The organism is Brevibacterium sp. K11IcPPYGO002, from assembly GCF_050920635.1.
Classification (GTDB): domain Bacteria; phylum Actinomycetota; class Actinomycetes; order Actinomycetales; family Brevibacteriaceae; genus Brevibacterium.
Window position 1 is genome coordinate 929,369 of the sequence record NZ_CP131929.1, and the last position, 16,593, is coordinate 945,961.

The 16,593-nt window shown below is 66.9% G+C and carries 11 protein-coding genes and 3 tRNA genes; 3 read left to right on the plus strand and 11 right to left on the minus strand.

From position 1 onward, the window contains the following. Nucleotides 1-62 precede the first annotated feature (62 nt). From QYM46_RS04105 to QYM46_RS04140, 8 genes are all read right to left on the minus strand, one after another. Nucleotides 63-929 (minus strand): SDR family oxidoreductase, encoded by an 867-nt coding sequence (locus QYM46_RS04105; RefSeq protein ID WP_432790968.1) that lies wholly within the window; start codon nt 927-929, stop codon nt 63-65. Nucleotides 930-1,078: 149 nt separating this feature from the next. Beyond that, entirely contained in the window at nt 1,079-3,028 is a 1,950-nt protein-coding gene (acs, locus tag QYM46_RS04110) for an acetate--CoA ligase (RefSeq protein ID WP_432790969.1), read from the minus strand. Between the two features lie 82 nt (nt 3,029-3,110). Continuing rightward, nucleotides 3,111-3,725, minus strand: a complete 615-nt coding sequence (locus QYM46_RS04115; RefSeq protein WP_432790970.1) for a 4'-phosphopantetheinyl transferase family protein — start codon at nt 3,723-3,725, stop codon at nt 3,111-3,113. A gap of 1 nt (nt 3,726) precedes the next feature. Beyond that, nucleotides 3,727-5,094, minus strand: a complete 1,368-nt coding sequence (locus tag QYM46_RS04120; protein WP_432790971.1) for a heparan-alpha-glucosaminide N-acetyltransferase domain-containing protein — start codon at nt 5,092-5,094, stop codon at nt 3,727-3,729. Between the two features lie 41 nt (nt 5,095-5,135). Further along, entirely contained in the window at nt 5,136-9,044 is a 3,909-nt protein-coding gene (locus QYM46_RS04125; protein ID WP_432790972.1) for a Pls/PosA family non-ribosomal peptide synthetase, read from the minus strand. Between the two features lie 303 nt (nt 9,045-9,347). After that, nucleotides 9,348-9,423 (minus strand) — tRNA-Phe (locus QYM46_RS04130). A 71-nt stretch (nt 9,424-9,494) separates the two neighbouring features. Next, nucleotides 9,495-9,568: transfer RNA gene (locus tag QYM46_RS04135), tRNA-Asp, on the minus strand. A gap of 37 nt (nt 9,569-9,605) precedes the next feature. After that, nucleotides 9,606-9,678 (minus strand) — tRNA-Glu (locus QYM46_RS04140). A gap of 168 nt (nt 9,679-9,846) precedes the next feature. Here QYM46_RS04140 and QYM46_RS04145 point away from each other — a divergent pair. Together QYM46_RS04145 and ybaK are read left to right on the plus strand one after the other, a co-directional pair. Beyond that, a complete protein-coding gene (locus tag QYM46_RS04145) occupies nt 9,847-10,194 on the plus strand; it encodes a metallopeptidase family protein (RefSeq protein WP_169251441.1) in 348 nt (115 codons plus the stop codon). A gap of 207 nt (nt 10,195-10,401) precedes the next feature. Next, nucleotides 10,402-10,902: a Cys-tRNA(Pro) deacylase gene (ybaK, locus tag QYM46_RS04150; protein ID WP_432790973.1), complete on the plus strand. Its 501-nt coding sequence runs from the start codon at nt 10,402-10,404 to the stop codon at nt 10,900-10,902. 35 nt (nt 10,903-10,937) lie between these two features. On the opposite strand, the gene QYM46_RS04155 is transcribed toward ybaK, so the two are convergent. Next, entirely contained in the window at nt 10,938-11,549 is a 612-nt protein-coding gene (locus QYM46_RS04155) for an IMPACT family protein (RefSeq protein WP_169251442.1), read from the minus strand. A gap of 88 nt (nt 11,550-11,637) precedes the next feature. Here QYM46_RS04155 and QYM46_RS04160 point away from each other — a divergent pair, with 88 nt between their 5' ends. Continuing rightward, nucleotides 11,638-13,002 carry an aspartate aminotransferase family protein gene (locus tag QYM46_RS04160; RefSeq protein ID WP_432790974.1) on the plus strand — a complete coding sequence of 455 codons (1,365 nt, stop codon included), beginning with the start codon at nt 11,638-11,640 and terminating at the stop codon, nt 13,000-13,002. A 72-nt stretch (nt 13,003-13,074) separates the two neighbouring features. On the opposite strand, the gene QYM46_RS04165 is transcribed toward QYM46_RS04160, so the two are convergent. Continuing rightward, nucleotides 13,075-14,706, minus strand: a complete 1,632-nt coding sequence (locus QYM46_RS04165) for an amidohydrolase (RefSeq protein WP_169251444.1) — start codon at nt 14,704-14,706, stop codon at nt 13,075-13,077. A gap of 69 nt (nt 14,707-14,775) precedes the next feature. After that, complete coding sequence (locus QYM46_RS04170) at nt 14,776-16,497, minus strand: thiamine pyrophosphate-dependent enzyme (protein ID WP_432790975.1); 1,722 nt, start codon at nt 16,495-16,497, stop codon at nt 14,776-14,778. Nucleotides 16,498-16,593 lie beyond the last annotated feature (96 nt).

A 16,593-nucleotide genomic window follows, 5' to 3' on the forward strand; every position in this document is an offset into this window, starting at 1 on the left:
TTCCTGATCCCATTGTGGACCCGAAGCGCGGGAGCGGCGGGGACGCACCGGGTGAGTCTGCCTCAGACTCCTGCCGGCTGGCGTCTGCGTGCCGCACGACGGCTGCGGAAGCTGCCGTTGCCGGTCCGACCGGTGAAGTGGTCCATCGTCTGGTTGACGCCGAGGAAGTCCATGACCCTGTCGAACGCGCGGGTCGGCAGGAGACGGGCGCCCGGGACCAACCGGACGAGTGAGGGCATGACCAGCTGCTCACGACCGGATTCGATCGAGTCGATGACCTGGGTGGACACGTTGTTCTCTTCGAGGATCGGCAGCAGACGGGGGAACTTCGTCTGGACGCCGGCGAACATCCCCGTGTTGATGTAGAACGGGCAGACGACGAGGGTGTTGACTCGGCTGCCGTCTGTGCGCAGCTCGCCGCGCAGCGACTCGGTGAAGCCGACAGCGGCCCATTTGCTCGCCGAGTAGTCGGTCTGCTTGGCCACGCCGGTCAGCCCGGCAGCGCTGGCGATGGTGACGATCGAGCCGTGGTTGCGTGCCCGAATGCCGGGCAGGAACGCCTTCGTCGTCCAGTACAGGGCCAGAGTGTTGACGTCGAAGGTGCGTCGGATCGCGGCCTCGTCGGCGTCGAGGAGCTTCTTGCCGGTGACGACACCGGCGCAGTTGACGAGGATGTCGATGTCGCCGACGTCCTGAGCGGTGGAGGCGACCTGAGCGGAGTCTCCGACATTGACGGAGAAGGCGCGGGCGCGAACACCCTTGGCTTCGACCTCCTGGCGGACAGTCTCACCGCTCTCAGTCGAGAGGTCCCAGATGATGACCTCGGCGGCCCCGCGGTCAGCGGCTTCGAGAGCCATGAGCCGACCGATTCCACTTCCGGCCCCGGTGATGAGGATGCGGCTGCCGGCGATCGTCGTTCCACGCGTCATGTCGATGCGTCCTTGCAGTTAGGTGTCAGTGCCGTCGGTCTCGAAGCGAACCCGCCCAAGCGGGTCCCACGAGATGTTACTCAACAGTACATCAGTGTGCTGTAGGTCACGCAAGGGCGGGTTCGTCAATCGCCGGTCTCCCGGGGCGGTCAGCTCTCCTTCATCCCCTTCTGGATGAGGTCCATCACCGAGGAGTCCGCGAGAGTCGTGACATCGCCGACCTCGCGATTCTCGGCCACGTCCTTGAGCAGTCGACGCATGATCTTGCCCGACCGGGTCTTCGGCAGATCGGGCACGATCATGATCGAGCGCGGAGTCGCGATCGGGCCGATCGAGGACCGCACATGACCTCGCAGCTCACCCACGACATCGTCCCCGCCGTCGTCCGCGCTCTCCCTGAGGATTACGAATGCCTCGATCGCCTGACCGGTCATCTCGTCTCTCGCCCCGACCACGGCCGCCTCGGCGACCTTCGGGTGGGCGACGAGGGCGGACTCGATCTCCGCGGTCGACATCCGGTGCCCGGAGACGTTGAGGACGTCGTCGACGCGGCCGAGGACCCAGAAGTCGCCGTCGCGGTCGATCTTCGCCCCGTCTCCGGCGAAGTACACGTCCGGGTACTGCGACCAGTAGGTCTTCTTGAACCGTTCCTCATCGCCCCACAGGGTGCGCAGCATCGACGGCCACGGTTCTTTGATGACGAGGTAGCCGCCGTTTCCGGGTTCGACGGAATTGCCTTGGTCGTCGTAGACGTCGGCGACGATGCCGGGCAGCGGGCGCATCGCCGATCCCGGCTTCGTCTCGGTCACGCCCGGCAGGGGACTGATGAGGATGCTGCCGTTCTCCGTCTGCCACCAGGTGTCGACGACGGGGCAGCTATTCCCGCCGATGTGTTCGCGGTACCACATCCATGCTTCGGGGTTGATCGGCTCACCGACGCTGCCGAGCAGTCGCAGGCTGGACAGGTCGTACTGGGCGGGGATGTCGCGACCCCATTTCATGAACGACCGGATGGCCGTGGGGGCGCAGTAGAGGATGGAGACCTTGTACTTCTGCACGATCTCCCACCACCGTCCCCGGTGCGGGGTGTCCGGGGTTCCCTCATAGAGCACCGAGGTGGCCCCATTGGCCAGCGGACCGTAGACGATATACGAGTGGCCGGTCACCCAGCCGATGTCCGCGGCCGTCCAATAGACGTCCGTCTCCGGTTTGATGTCGAAGACCGCCCAATGCGTGAACGAGGTCCCGACGAGGTAGCCGCCGGTGGTGTGCATGATGCCCTTGGGTTTTCCGGTCGTGCCCGAGGAATACATGATGTAGAGCGGATGCTCGGCGTCGAAGGCCTCCGCGGTGTGGGTCTCCGGCTGTCGATCGACGACCTCGTGCCACCACAGATCACGGTCGTCATTCCAGTCCACGTCCTGGCCGGTGCGGCGGACGACGAGGACATTGCGCACCTCGGGGCAGTCGTCCATCGCCTCGTCGACGACGGACTTGAGGCCCGAGGGCTTGCCCTTGCGATAGCCGCCGTCGGCGGTGATGACGAACTCGACTCCGCAGTCCTTGACGCGATCGGCGATCGCCGAGGCGGAGAAGCCGCCGAAGATGACCGTGTGCGGGGCGCCGAGGCGGGCGCAGGCGAGCATGGCGAACACCGTCTCGGGGATCATCGGCATGTAGATCGCGACGCGGTCGCCGGTCCCCACCCCGAGTTCGGTGAGCGCATTCGCGGTCTTCGAGACCTCGCGCAGCAGATCGGAGTAGGTGATGGTGCGGGTGTCGCCGGATTCGCCTTCGAAGTAGTAGGCCACGCGATCGCCGAGGCCGTTCTCGACGTGGCGGTCGACGCAGTTGTAGGCGGCATTGAGCTTGCCGCCGGTGAACCACTTCGCGAAGGGCTTCTCCGACCAGTCGAGGACCGTGTCGAAGGGGGTCTCCCAGCTGATGCGCTGTGCCTGCTCGGCCCAGTAGCCGATCCGGTCGGCCGCGGCCTTGTCGTACTCGTCGGCCTTCGCATTCGCATTCGCGGCGAATTCCGCCGGGGGTGGGAAAGCCCTGTCCTCGTGGCTGAGTTCCTGAATCGTCGGATTGTTCGTCATCGTGCTCTCCTTTCACCCGGCACCACCACGACGTGGGCGGGTCATCGAACTCATCTTCAACCTACTCCAGTCGGTGGGGATTTCAAGAGGAGTGGGAAGCCCTGCGGGATCGATCCCAAGCCAGCGAGACCGAATACTCGGCCGTCGCGGACAGCGCTGCGACCGCAGAGACCGTGCGGATGCGGCGGCCTCTCAGCGCGCCGGGGCCCGGGCCGACCCTCACCGTTCCGGGGTCGACTCTCAGCCCTGTGCCGCGGAGCTTGAGGACGGATTCGATGCGGGTCCAGATCGTCGTCACGCGCCTCCTGCGAGCTGCCCCGTCCACTCGGTTCGCGGCTGCCTGATCGCGCGGATGGAAGAGAGTCAGCAGGTCGCGGCTCTGCTCCTGTGTCTGGGTCGCTTCGATGTCGATTCCGATGCGGCGGCGACTGACGGCCACGGCAACACAGCCGTCGGTGCGGGAGATGGATGTGAAGAGCCGGTCCGAGCCGGTCCGCACGGTGGCGACGCTCGGGCGGTGCCAGACGAGGTCATCGATCGGGGTGGAGAACTCCCGGGAGAGCAGGGTGAGCAGCAGTCCGACGGCACCTGAGGCACCTGCCGCCTCGGTGGGGCAGATGAGCACCCGGGTGTGCGGCGGCAGCCGACGATCTCTCCACCGGTAGGCGCCGGTCGTCGGTGCCCCGCCGGTCGCCATCTCAGGCCCTGGCCACGGAGCTGCCTGGTGATGCGCCGAATCCCAGCAGCTTCGTCAGGGCGCGGGTGACTGCTGTGATGACGGCTTCGACGGGGCCGCGCTTGAAGAAGCGCAGCCACACAGCCGTGAACAGGAAGGCGAAGAGACACTGGACGATGAAGAGGCGGAACGCTCCGAAGTCGTCGGGTGACATGGTCAGGAGGATGAGGTGGCTGACGTAGAGGGACATCGGAATCCGGACGATCATGACGAGCGGCCGCAGCAGATTGCTGCGACGGGCGATGAGGATGCAGGTGCCGATGGCTGCCATGGCGAAGCCGACTCCGATGAGGAAGGCGAACGGGGTATTCGTGTGCGGTCCGCCCGAGATCAGCCAGCCCGGCGACGCGGTGGGCAGGGGGCCGGTGGGCCCGTAGACGAGGAAGTCATCGACCTCGTCGGTCGTCTTGCCGGGGAAGGAGGTGCGCACGATCGTGTATCCGCCGAAGCGGTTGAGGTAGACCAGGAGCCTCGTGACGGCGATCGCGAACAGCATCGCCGCTCCACCGGCGACGATGATGAGCATCCGTGGAGTCGTGAAGTGCAGTTGCAGACGTCCGATGCCCATGCCGATGCAGACGAGAGCGAACCACGTCAGGCCCGGATAGGCACCGGTGATGAGCAGAGAGGAGAGCACGTCGACCGGAGCGCTGATGATCGTTGCGAGAGTCGGGTTCGGATGCCAGCCGAATCCGTCGACCTGACGATGGATGAGGAAGCGGACCAGCGGCAGGACGACGATCATGACGGCGCCGATGATGAGCAGCGTCCGGGCTCGCAGCGGCAGCAGGGGGATGGCCAGCAGGAACATCACTCCGAAGTAGGGGAGGATGTCGAAAGCTGCCAGACCGATCTGGTTGAGGCCGACTCCGAGGCTGATGAGGAGGAGGCCGCGGATTGCGACGTTTGCCCGTGAGCGGTTCATCTTCGTCCCGGTGAAAGGTTGTTCGGCACCGCTGTTGAACGCCAGCGAGACTCCGGCGAGCACGGCGAAGAGAGCCGCGGAGTTCCCCGCCAGCAGCTGCCAGACCAGGGTCGGCGTCCCGTCCTCGCGTGCGGCGGGCAGCATGTGGATGGCGAACATGCCGATCAGTGCGAATCCGCGTGCGGCATCGACTCCCGAGGACCGGGCGCGTCTGCGGCGTCGTTCGCGGTCGACGACGTTCGTGAGCATCCGGTTCGACGTCCGCAGTCCTCCGCCGGCGACATTGCGCATCGGTTCGGCCGGGTCGGAGGAGACTTCGGACAGCCACACTTCGGACCGCCCGGTCCAGATCTCACGCGGCCGCCTGGGCCCGGGCATCGGACGATCGGTGGTGGTGCCGGTCATGCCGGAACTCCCTTCGTGATCGGTTCGACGGGATTGCCCTGTCAATGGGAGTCGGCAGGCAGCTCTTCGTCTCGGAGGACGAGGGATCCATCGCCGACGACGGTGCGGTCGCCCACGACGGCCCCGGGGAGGATGAAGCTGTTGACGCCGAGGGTGGCTCCGGATTCGAGGCGGGTGGGAACAAGGGACATCACTCGGTCATGGAAGAGATGCGTCTGGAGGACGGTGCCGCGGTTGACGCTCGCACGGTCGGCGATGTCGATGATATCGAACTCCGGCAGCCACCAGGTCTCCAGCCAGACGTCCCGGCCGACGCGCGCCCCCATCATCCGGACGTACCAGACGACCAGCGGGGAACCGATGGCGATCTTGATCAGCGACGCCACGGCCAGGGATTCGGCGAACACATCGGCGAGCTCATTGCGCCAGACGAAGCTGCTGAACAGCGGGCGCTCCCGGGCCGTGAACCTCCCGACCAGCACCCATTTGGCGGCGACGGCGATGAGCACGGAGGCGATGCCGGCGCCCAGGGTCAGCGGGAACGCCCACAGTGTGGCCATGATCAGCCCCTGCGCTGGGGAGCCCGTGGCGAAGAGAGTGCTCATATAGATGGCGTTGAGGGCGGCGACGAGTCCCAGTTCGATCCAGTTCGTGAGGATGAAGGGGATGAACCGTCCGCTCTCCACCGCGCCCCGGGCCCATTTCACGGCCGTCGACGGCCGGTAGGTGCGTGCCGACTGGGAATCATTGCGGGAGCGGGGAATCGCCTGCGCGGTCCCGCCGATCCACGAGGTGCCGACGGCGGCCTTGACCGGGCTCGAACCGAGGACGGCGACGAGGGAGTCCGGCGGCAGATCGATATCGGCACCGACGATCGCCGAGTTGCCGACGAAGGTCCCCCGCCCGACGACGGTCGTGCCGATGTGGATCCAGCCCCGATAGTGACGCGGGGCGTTGATGAGGGCATGGTCGGCGATGAACGACCGGTCCTGGATCCAGGTCAGGTGGGGGATGGTCTCGAGCGTGGAGATCTCCGTGTCCTTGCCGACGCGAGCACCGAGGCAGCGCAGGAAGAGGGGAGTGGCGATCGACGCGTAGACCGGATACGCCGAGATCAGGGTCCGGTCCAGCAGGGTCTGAGTCAGCCACACTGCCCAGCCTGTGGCCGAATCCTGGCGGTAGTAGCCGGGCTGAACGTAGTGGGCCAGCGCCCGCACGGTGATGGTGACGAGCGTCAGCCAGGTCAGCGCCGTGAGCACGGCGGTCAGCGGCACCCAGGCGGCCAGCGTCGTCGCCACGGTCGGGAAATCGCCGATCCCGATGACCTGGGGGAGGACGATGGCGATTCCGGGAACGAACGCCAGCAGCGGCAGCAGGCCGATGAGCATGATGCCGGCGGATTCGGCGAGGATCCGTGTCGCCGTCGACCAAGCGGTGGCGTCGTACGAGCTCAACTGGTTCTGTTCGGGCCAGCTCAGCCCCGCCTCGGCGAGGAACTCCAGCGGCGAACCGCCCCAGGATTCATCGGCGTCGATGTCGATGTCGACGAGGGAGCCTGCTTGGACCTCGCTGCGACAGCCGACTGTGACCCCGGGCTCGATGGCCGCGCGGGTGCCGATCCGGGTGGAATCGCCGATGGTGACGGGGCCGATGTGGACGGTGTCACCGACGACGCGATAGCCGCGCAGGTCGGCATCGCGCTCGACGACGGCGCAGTCGCCGATCCGGGCGAGCCCGGACACGGGCGGCTGGTTGGCAAGGTACGCGCCGGTGCCGACGGAATTTCCGAGCAGACGGTGGACGAGGGTGTTCAGGCGGGTGCCGGCCAGGTGCTCGAGGCGGAGGAAGACGAAGAAGCGATCGGCGGCCCACAGGCGCACATGCGTCCAGCCGCCTCGGCGATAACGTCCCGGCCGCAGGCCGACGGTGAGCACTCGGGCGACGATGACGGCCTGGCCGATGCGTCCGATGGGGGAGAAGATGAGGAACCAGGCGGCGGCGACGGGCAGAAACGGCACGGGTGGAACCCACGCGGCGGCGAGGAAGAAGTAGAGGGCCCAGACGACGGTGACCGTGGCGACGATATAGCGGACGGCGTTGAGAGCGTAGATGCCGGTCAGGAAGGCGATCTGGAAGATCTTCGGACCCACCGGCAGCCGTCCGGGCATCGGATTCCTGGCTTGGGAGGACGACAGCGTGCCGATGTAGTCGGACATCTGAGCCAAGGTGGGATGGGCGTAGAGCTGAGCGATCGAGGCGCTCGGGTGGCTGCGGCGGATGCGTGCGACGAGACGGGCGACTTGGACGGAACCGCCGCCGACCTCGAAGAAGTTCGTCTCCGCATCGATGGCGATCGGCCCCAGCTGTTCGACCCACAGTTCTCGCAGCCACTGCTGATCGGGGCTCAGCCCGGTCGCCTCGGTCTCGGGAGTCGACAGCGGCCACGGCAGCGCCTTGCGATCGACCTTGCCGGAGCTCTTCATCGGCATCTCGTCGAGGACGGTGAGGACCGGGACGACTCCGGCCGAGAGCTTCTGGGTCAGTTCCGCTCGGGCGGCGTCGATGTCGATGCTGCCGGGTTCGGTCTCGGTGAAATAGCCGACGAGGACGTCGGAGCCGCCGCTCGTCTTCTGCACGGCCGCGGCTCCGGTGTTGGCTCCGGGGATTGCGGCGAGATACGTGTCGACCTCGCCGAGTTCGATGCGTTTGCCGCCGAGCTTGACCTGGTCGTCGATCCGGCCCTCGAAGAGGAGGCCGTCTGTCTCGGCACGGACGAGGTCGCCGGTGCGGTAGGCCCGATCCCAGCCGAGCGCCGGCAGGGGAGCGTATTTCTCGGCGTCCTTCTCGGCATCGAGGTAGCGGCCGAGGCCGACGCCGCCGACGACGAGCTCTCCGGATTCGCCCCACCCCACCGGATGTTCGGTGTCGGGATCGACGACGGTGAGCTCCCACCCGTCGATGGGCCGGCCGATGCGCACAATGTCCCCGGGCACGAGGAGGGCGGCGCTGACGATCACGGTCGCCTCGGTGGGGCCGTAGGAGTTCCACACCTCCCGCCACGGTTCGTGGAGGCGGGCGATGAGCTCGGCCGGGCAGGCCTCCCCGCCGAAGATGAGCAGACGCACGTGTTCGAGTGTCTCGGCAGGCCAGAGCGAAGCCAGCGTCGGCACGGTCGAGACCGCCGTGATGCGCTGTGCGGTCAGCCAGTCGCCGAGGTCGGGGCCGGAACGCACGATGTCTCGGGGTGCGGGCACGAGCACGGCACCGTTGCGCCAGGCCAGCCACATCTCCTCACAGGAGGCGTCGAAGGCCACGGACAGCCCGGCCATGACCCGGTCGGCCGGACCGAGAGGGTCGGAGGCGAGGTAGAGGGAATGTTCGGAGTCGACGAGAGCCGCGGCCGAACGGTGGGTGATCGCCACACCCTTGGGCTTGCCCGTCGAGCCCGAGGTGAAGATGATCCACGCATCGTCGGCGAGGCCGGGCGGTCCGGCGGGTGCCGAGGCGGCGGGGGCCGGTTCGGCAGTGGGGACGATGCTCAGCTTCTCTCCGATCACGGCGGCGACTGCGGCCTCGTCGAAGACGGTGGCCGCGCGCTCTTCGGAGTCGTCCCAGTCGACGGGGACGTAGGCGCATCCGGCGGTGAGGATTCCGAGCACGGCGATATAGAGGTCAGCGGTTCCCGAGGGAACGCGGATGCCGACCCGATCACCACGGGTGATCCCGCACCGGTGCAGGCGCTGGGCCAACTGGTCGGCCGCCTCGGCGAGCTGCCGGTAGCTCAGGGCGGCATCGGCGGAATCGATGGCAGTGGCATCGGGGTGGGCGCGCACGGTCTCGGTGAAGATGTCGATGAGTGTGCGCGGGGCCGGGACCGGTCCGCGGTCGAAGATTGCGAGCGAGGGGTGGTCTCCGGTTCCGAGCTGACCGATATCTGCTGAAGTGCGCACGTCGAGGATCTCCTGCTCACTGTGGGGATGTGGAGACCGGGCTCCCAGGGGATTGTGCGGGAGGCGGTCTGCCCGGGGAGGAGCAACCACTCCCGGGGCCGCAATCAGCGTAGTGGCGGGGGTATGCCGAAATTCCGCAGTACTACGCGAATAATCCGCAGAGTCACCGCAAAGGTAGTCAGGGGTCCCGAATGCGGGGCGCAGATCACGTCGGGCCCTCTGAACCAAGTGGGCAGCGTTTCGCAGCGCAGACGCGAAGAAGCCCCGTTTCCCAGTCCTGGACTGGGAAGCGGGGCTTCCTTCTGGTGGCTCCGACCGGCGTCGATCCGGTGACCTTTCGATTTTCAGTCGAACGCTCTACCAACTGAGCTACAGAGCCGAGCCGCCGACATACTCATCAAGTATGCCGAGAGAAACAAAGGCTCTTCCGAAGAAGAGCCTTATGCTCCGCGACCCTGACGGGACTCGAACCCGCGACCTCCGCCGTGACAGGGCGGCGCGCTAACCAACTGCGCCACAGGGCCTTGCTGTTGTGATGGAAGACCTTACGATCTTACACCGTACCCCCAACGGGATTCGAACCCGTGTCGCCGCCGTGAAAGGGCGGTGTCCTAGGCCTCTAGACGATGGGGGCCCAGGTTGTCCTCGGATTCCCCGTGGGCAACGACGTTAAGCTTATCCCACCCGATTCGCGGAATGCAAAACGAAAAGGGGTGTCCTCGGTCACACGACGGAAACGGCGCTTTGCGACGTTTCGCGCGGCCGCCTCGGCGAGGGGATCGGGGTCGCTAGAGTGGGAGGCATGGAGGCTCTGAGTGAAGAGGAGTTCGATGCGATCCTCGGCGAAGCCCTGGATCTGCTGCCGGCCGGGGTGACCGAACAGCTGGACAATGTCGCCCTGTTCGTCGAGGACCGGCCGGAGGACGGTGACCGGCACCTGCTCGGCCTCTATGAGGGCACACCGATCGGGGAGCGGGGGATCGCGGGGTTCGAGATGCCCGACAACATCTTCATCTATCGTGACAACCTCATCGACTTCGCTGAGGATGTCGATCACCTGCGCGAGGAGATCGTCATCACCATCGTCCATGAGATCGCGCATTTCTATGGTCTCGACGATGACCGGCTCCACGAGCTCGGGTGGGGCTGAACCTCCCCGGCCGAAATGCTCGACGGGCTTACCGACGAGTCACTTGAAGTCATGGGAATTGGCGTCCGCGAGCCTACTTCGCCTATTGTGGGCGGGTACCTATCAGCACCGATACAACATTCCGTCCGTATCGACGCGGGGACACGAAGTCGTGAGATCTGCGCCTTCTGGCCCCGCCGACCTGCGGGCAGGAGGCACTACCCCCTTATGACAGTTGCATCCAAGATTTCCAGTGCGGCGACCCCGGCCGTGCGAGTGCTCAACCTGGCGGGCATCGACTACAGCCTGCGCAGCTTCGATCACGATCCGGCCACCCGCCGCTACGGTTCGGAGGCCGCCGACAAGCTCGGCGTCAGCTCCGACCAGGTGTTCAAGACCCTGATGATCCAGGTCGACGGTCAGCCCGTGACCGCGCTCGTCCCGGTCTCCGGTCAGCTCGACCTCAAGGCCCTGGCTTCCGCACGCGGTGCGAAGAAGGCCCAGCTGTCCGGCGTGGCCGAGACCGAACGCCGCACCGGCTACCCCGTCGGAGGAGTCTCTCCGTTCGGACAGCGCCATGCCGTGCCGGTCGTCGTCGACCGCACCGCGCTCGATCACTCCACCGTGTTCGTCTCGGCCGGCCGTCGCGGACTCGAGATCGAGATCCGCCCCGAGGACCTCGTCATGCTCACGAACGCTCAGGTCGCGAAGATCGCCGCGCTCGACTGATCAGCTCTCGCTGATCCGAGCGCCGATCCCCGGCCTCACACCCATTCGACCTCACCGACCTCGGGCTCTGCCCGGCCGGCGGTGAGGTCGGCGTACATCGCCTGCGCATCGGCCACCTCGGCGAGGGGAACCAGGACGTCGAGTCCGACCTCACCGCCGTAGTCGGCCCGCGTCGTCCACCCCCGGTTCCCGGCCGCCCGCTCCAGGGCGTTGGCCTGGGCATAGTCGACGGCTGCTGACACCGGGACGCGTTCACGACGGGTGACGATCCGGGCCCTCTCCACCGCCGCCGAGGCGGCCTGACCGTAAGCGCGCACGAGCCCGCCCGCACCCAGCAGGGTGCCGCCGAAATACCGGGTGACTACGGCGACGACGAAGGTCAGATCGTGGCCGGTGACGACATCGAGGATCGGAGCGCCCGCGGTGCCGGCCGGCTCCCCGTCATCGCTGAAACGCTGAGTGCGCGAATCGGTGTCGAGGACGAACGCCGAACAATGGTGGCGGGCCTTCGGATGCGCGGCGCGGGCGGCGGCGATGACGGATCTGGCCTCGGCCTCATCGGCGGCGGGGGAGAGGCGGGCGAGGAAACGGGATCTCTTGATCTCGATCTCGGCCTCGACGGGGCTGACGACGGTCCGGTAAGACATGCTCGTCACTGTAGTCGAATGTGTTCTACGATGAGCCCACGGGCGCGGATTCCGTGCTCATCCCCGGTACTTCAGTGAAAGGGTGACGATGGTGCACCAACCAGGCGATGCCGACCTCGCAGCGCTCAAGGACGAATCGGCTCGAGCCCGTGAGCTCGACCGCGCGCACGTGTTCCACTCGTGGTCGGCGCAGCGGCTCATCGACCCGCCGACGGTGGTCAGAGCGTTCGGGTCGACGGTCGTCGACGGTGACGGTCGCGAGTTCCTCGACTTCTCCTCGCAGCTGGTGAACACGAACATCGGCCACCAGCATCCGGCCGTCGTGGCCGCGATCAAGGCCCAAGCCGATGTGCTGTGCACGATCAGCCCGGCCACCGTCAACGCCGCCCGCTCCGAGGCGGCTCGACTCATCACCGATCGCACCCCTGCCGGGCTCGACCGGGTGTTCTTCACCAACGGCGGCGCGGATGCGAACGAGCACGCCATCCGGATGGCCCGTCTGCACACCGGCCGGACCAAGGTGCTCGCCCGCTACCGGTCCTACCACGGCGGAACCCAGACGGCCGTCAACGTCACCGGTGACCCGCGCCGGTGGGAGAACGAGACCGGAGAATCGGGCGTTGTCCACTTCTTCGGGCCCTTCCTCTACCGTTCGGAGTTCCACGCCGCCACCGAAGCCGAAGAGACCGAACGCGCACTGCAGCACCTGCGGCGGACCATCGAGTTGGAGGGGCCGGCGACGATCGCGGCGATCATCCTCGAGTCCATTCCCGGCACCGCCGGAATCATGGTGCCCAGTCCCGAGTACATGCAGGGTGTGCGGGCGCTGTGCGACGAGTTCGGGATCGTGCTCATCGCCGATGAGGTGATGGCCGGATTCGGGCGGTCGGGCAAATGGTTCGCCTTCGAACACTTCGACATCGTCCCCGACCTCATCACCTTCGCCAAGGGTGTGAACTCCGGGTATGTGCCGCTGGGCGGAGTCGTCATCAGCGATGCTATCTTCGAGACCTTCGCCGAACGCGTCTACCCCGGCGGGCTGACCTACTCCGGGCATCCGCTGGCATGCGCGGCCGCGGTCGCGACGATCAACGCGATGGCCGATGAGGGCATGATCGACCACGCCGCCCGGATCGGGGAGGACATCATCGGTCCGCGTCTGCGGCAGATCGCTGAGAACTCGAAGCACGTCGGAGAGGTTCGCGGCACCGGAGCGTTCTGGGCGATCGAACTCGTCTGGGACAAGGAGTCCAAGGAGCCGCTGGCCCCCTACGGCGGCGGCTCACCCGAAGTCGCCTCGGTGGTGGCGGCGCTGAAGGAACACGGCGTCATCCCGTTCAACAACTACCACCGACTGCACGTGGTCCCGCCGATCAACATCAGCGAAGAGGACCTCGAACGCGGCCTCGGAGTCTTCGAAAAGGTCCTCACCGACTTAGACTTCCCCCACTGACTTGCTCCCCTTACTACCTGACGGCGGCCCAGCAACCTCGCGCGAGGTTGCTCAGCCGCCGTCAGGTAGCAATTAGGGGGTTTGGTGGGTGTAGTTGCCGCCTAGGATTGTCGCGCGGACGGGGATCTGCGCGATCTCGTCCGCCGCGACGTTTCCGGGGTGGGTGTCCAGGGCGACGAAGTCGGCGAGCTTGCCTCGGCTCAGTGTTCCCTTGTCCGCGCCCTGACCCGAGGCCTTTGCCGCCTCGACCGTGTAGGCCGCGATCGCCTCATCGACGCTCAGGGCTTCGGCCGCCGAACCCATGACATCCCCGTCACGGGTCCGGCGGGTGACATAGGCTTCGATTCCGCGCAGCACATTGCCGTCGGCGCACGGCCGGTCCGAGCTGCCGGCCATCGGCACACCCGCATCGACGAACGATTTCGCCCGATAGATCAGGTGCCGCCGGTCCGGACCGAGCGAGGCGTTCATCCCGTCCCCGATGCCGTCGGCAAACGCCGCCTGCGGGGTGACGACGATTCCGTGCTCGGCCAGCGTCGCCAGATGCTCGTCATGGACCAAAGCGGCATGCTCGATCCGGTTCGGCACCGCCCGGCGGCCGTAGCGCTTCTGCGCCTCCACGATGTTGGCGACCGCCGCATCCACAGCGGCATCGCCGATGGCATGCACGGCCAACGACCAGCCGGAGGCATAGGTGTCCAGGATCTGCTGCCGCAGCACCTCGGCGTCGTCCTGCAGATAGCCGGGGTGGTCCTTGCCCGCATAGTTCTCCCGCAGCGCCGCGGTCTCGCCGGACAGGGCACCGTCCATGAAGAACTTCACCGGCCCGATCGAGATGAGATCATCGCCGAGGCCGGTGCGCAGTCCCGCATCCAGACCGATGCCGAACCCGTCGGCGGAGTTCGCCGCGATCGGATGCAGCCCGTCGGCCTGGGGCATGAGCTGGGCTCGCGCCCGCAGCTTGCCCTCTTCGCGGGCTCGCAAGTAGCCGCTGATCTCGATGGGGGAGTGGCCGATCCAGCCGTAGGCGATTCCGCATTCGCCGAAAGACGTGATGCCTTCCTTCGCGTAGTAGGCCGTCGCCAGATCGAGGGCGTCGACGACGGTGTCCAGCGAATACGGGCGGATGAGGTCCTGCACCAGCGTCTGTGCGGTCTCTTCGATCAGCCCCGTCGGATGTCCGGCCGCGTCGCGGACGACCTTCCCGCCGACCGGCTCCTCGAAATCGGGGTCCAGGATCCCGGCCCGTCGCATCGCCTCGGTGTTGGCGATCGCGGCGTGGCCGGACGTCTGCCGCATGAACAGGGGGCGGTCCCCGGTGATCTCGTCAAGACGGCCCAGGTCCGGATACTGCCCGTCATAGTCACGGTGGGCGTACCCCGTGGCTTCGATCCATTCCCCTGACGGAGTCGTCGCCGCGGCCTTCTCGAGCGCGGCGTAGACATCGGGCAGACCGCCGGGCAGCGCCGTGACATCGACCGAGGCCAGGGTGAGACCGAACCACGTCGTGTGGCAGTGGACGTCGTTGAAGCCCGGCAGCACCGTCGCCCCGCCCAGGGACTCGACCCGGTCGGCGTCGATGCCATCGAGCTCCTCGTCGAAGCCGATGATCCGGTTGCCCCACACCCCGATCTTCTGCGCTCGCGGGCGGGTCGGATCAAGCGTGTAGGCGTCGAGGTCGGTGAAGATCGCGTCGATTCTCATAGAGCCACCTTAGTCAGATTCGCACGTCGTCCGCTCCGCCGTTCACACCGGCCCGTTCACACCAGCAGTTCACGGCAGGCGCGCCCCGCGAACGGTCGGATCCGTGATGCAGTGGACGAGCGAGAGCCCCTTGTGTGCCAGAGCCCGTTCGAACGCGTCGCGGAAGTCCTCGGTCCGTTCGACGCGGATGCCGAGCCCGCCGAAAGCCGTGGCCATGGCTGCGAAGTCCGGATTCTTAAGTGCCGTGGCCGTGGCCCGGCCCGGATATTCGCGGTCCTGATGGCCTCGGATCGTGCCGTAGACCGAGTTGTCGTTGAGCACCACGGTAAGGTCCGTGCCGTATTGGACGGCCGTGGCCATCTCCTGCCCGTTCATGAGGAAATCCCCGTCGCCGGCGATGCAGAACACGGACCGTTCCGGATGGACGAGCGCGGCGGCGACGGCGGCCGGCACACCGAATCCCATCGATCCGTTGCGCGGGCCCAGCGCCGAGGGGAACCCGTGCGTGGGCAGGAACCTGGTCGCCCAGCCGGAGAAGTTCCCCGCCCCGTAGGTGATGATCGCGTCGTCCGGCAGCAGGTCCTGCACATGGACGAATGCTTCGTCCATGTCGACGAATCCCGCCGAGGCGGCCGACCCCGAACCTGCCACCTGCGGTGTCCGCCACGCCTCGAGCTCGGCCCGGGCCTCGGCGACCCAACCCGGCAGCGGTACGGCATCCCCGGCCGCCTCGGACAGGGCATCGCCGAGCGGCGGTTCGTCGATCGACCCGTCGGAGGACACCGAATAGGTGCGGGTTCCCTCCTCGGTGAACAGGGATTGGGCGAACCGCCCGACCGAGGTGACGATGTGCTGGTCGAGACGACCGAAATGGCCGTGCGCATCGGCGTCGGGGCCGATGACGACGGTGCGCTGGTCGACGCCGTTGGTGAACCCGTCGGTGGCCACATCGGTGCGGACACAGCCCAAGAAGATGTGCAGGTCCGCCTCGGCGAGGACTCGCTTCGCCACGGGGGACGCGCCATAGCCCAGGATGCCGAGGAAATTCGGACTGTCATGGTCGATGCCGTCATAGGCGCGGAAGGTGCCGAGCACGCCGAGGCCGCGGTCGCGTGACCATTGGGCGATGCGCCGCGAGGTCGACGGGGACCAGTCCTCGCCGCCGATGATGAGCACGGGACGGTCGGCGGCGGTGATGCGGGCCCGCAGCTCCGTGACGTCCCCGGCATACGGTGAGGCCGAACCGTGCACGCGTGGGGGCAGCACCGTCCCCGACGTCGGGCGGACGAGGACCTCTTCGGGCAGACCGACGATGACGGGACCGGGCCGCCCGGTCACGGCGGTGTGCATGGCGTCGACGACCACCTCGGCGGCCTTATCGGGATCATCGAGGGTGAGCACCTTCTTCGCGGTCGAGGAGAACCAGCCGTCCAGGTCGAATTCCTGGAAGGATTCGCGGCCGCGATGATCGGTGGGGATGAGACCGACGAAGACGACGAGCGGGGTCGCATCCTGGAAGGCGGTGTGGACGCCGACCTTGACGTTCGCCGCTCCGGGACCACGGGTGACCATGGCGATTCCGGGCACTCCGGTCATCCGCCCCTCGGCGACGGCCATATATGCGGCCCCGCCCTCCTGGCGGCAGACGATCGGGGTGATCGACGAATCGCGGAGACCGTCGATGACATCGAGATACGACTCGCCGGGAACCAGATAAGTGCGAGTGACTCCGTGTGCTTCGAGTTCCTCGACGATGAGATGACCTGCAGAAAGAGACGCGGAGGTGTCCATACCCCATGCTTATCATCATTTCGCCTCCCGTGGTTGTCTCAACAGCCCACCACCCTGCCCATTCGCAACCGTGAGGTCGTATGATCGTGCAACAAC

Coding starts and splice junctions, on each gene's coding strand:
- QYM46_RS04120 (WP_432790971.1), bottom strand. CDS start 5,094: ATGACCGGCACCACCACCGATCGTCCGATGCCCGGGCCCAGGCGGCCG.
- QYM46_RS04145 (WP_169251441.1), top strand. CDS start 9,847: ATGGAGGCTCTGAGTGAAGAGGAGTTCGATGCGATCCTCGGCGAAGCC.
- QYM46_RS04155 (WP_169251442.1), bottom strand. CDS start 11,549: ATGTCTTACCGGACCGTCGTCAGCCCCGTCGAGGCCGAGATCGAGATC.
- acs (WP_432790969.1), bottom strand. CDS start 3,028: ATGACGAACAATCCGACGATTCAGGAACTCAGCCACGAGGACAGGGCT.
- QYM46_RS04165 (WP_169251444.1), bottom strand. CDS start 14,706: ATGAGAATCGACGCGATCTTCACCGACCTCGACGCCTACACGCTTGAT.
- ybaK (WP_432790973.1), top strand. CDS start 10,402: ATGACAGTTGCATCCAAGATTTCCAGTGCGGCGACCCCGGCCGTGCGA.
- QYM46_RS04115 (WP_432790970.1), bottom strand. CDS start 3,725: ATGGCGACCGGCGGGGCACCGACGACCGGCGCCTACCGGTGGAGAGAT.
- QYM46_RS04105 (WP_432790968.1), bottom strand. CDS start 929: ATGACGCGTGGAACGACGATCGCCGGCAGCCGCATCCTCATCACCGGG.
- QYM46_RS04160 (WP_432790974.1), top strand. CDS start 11,638: ATGGTGCACCAACCAGGCGATGCCGACCTCGCAGCGCTCAAGGACGAA.
- QYM46_RS04170 (WP_432790975.1), bottom strand. CDS start 16,497: ATGGACACCTCCGCGTCTCTTTCTGCAGGTCATCTCATCGTCGAGGAA.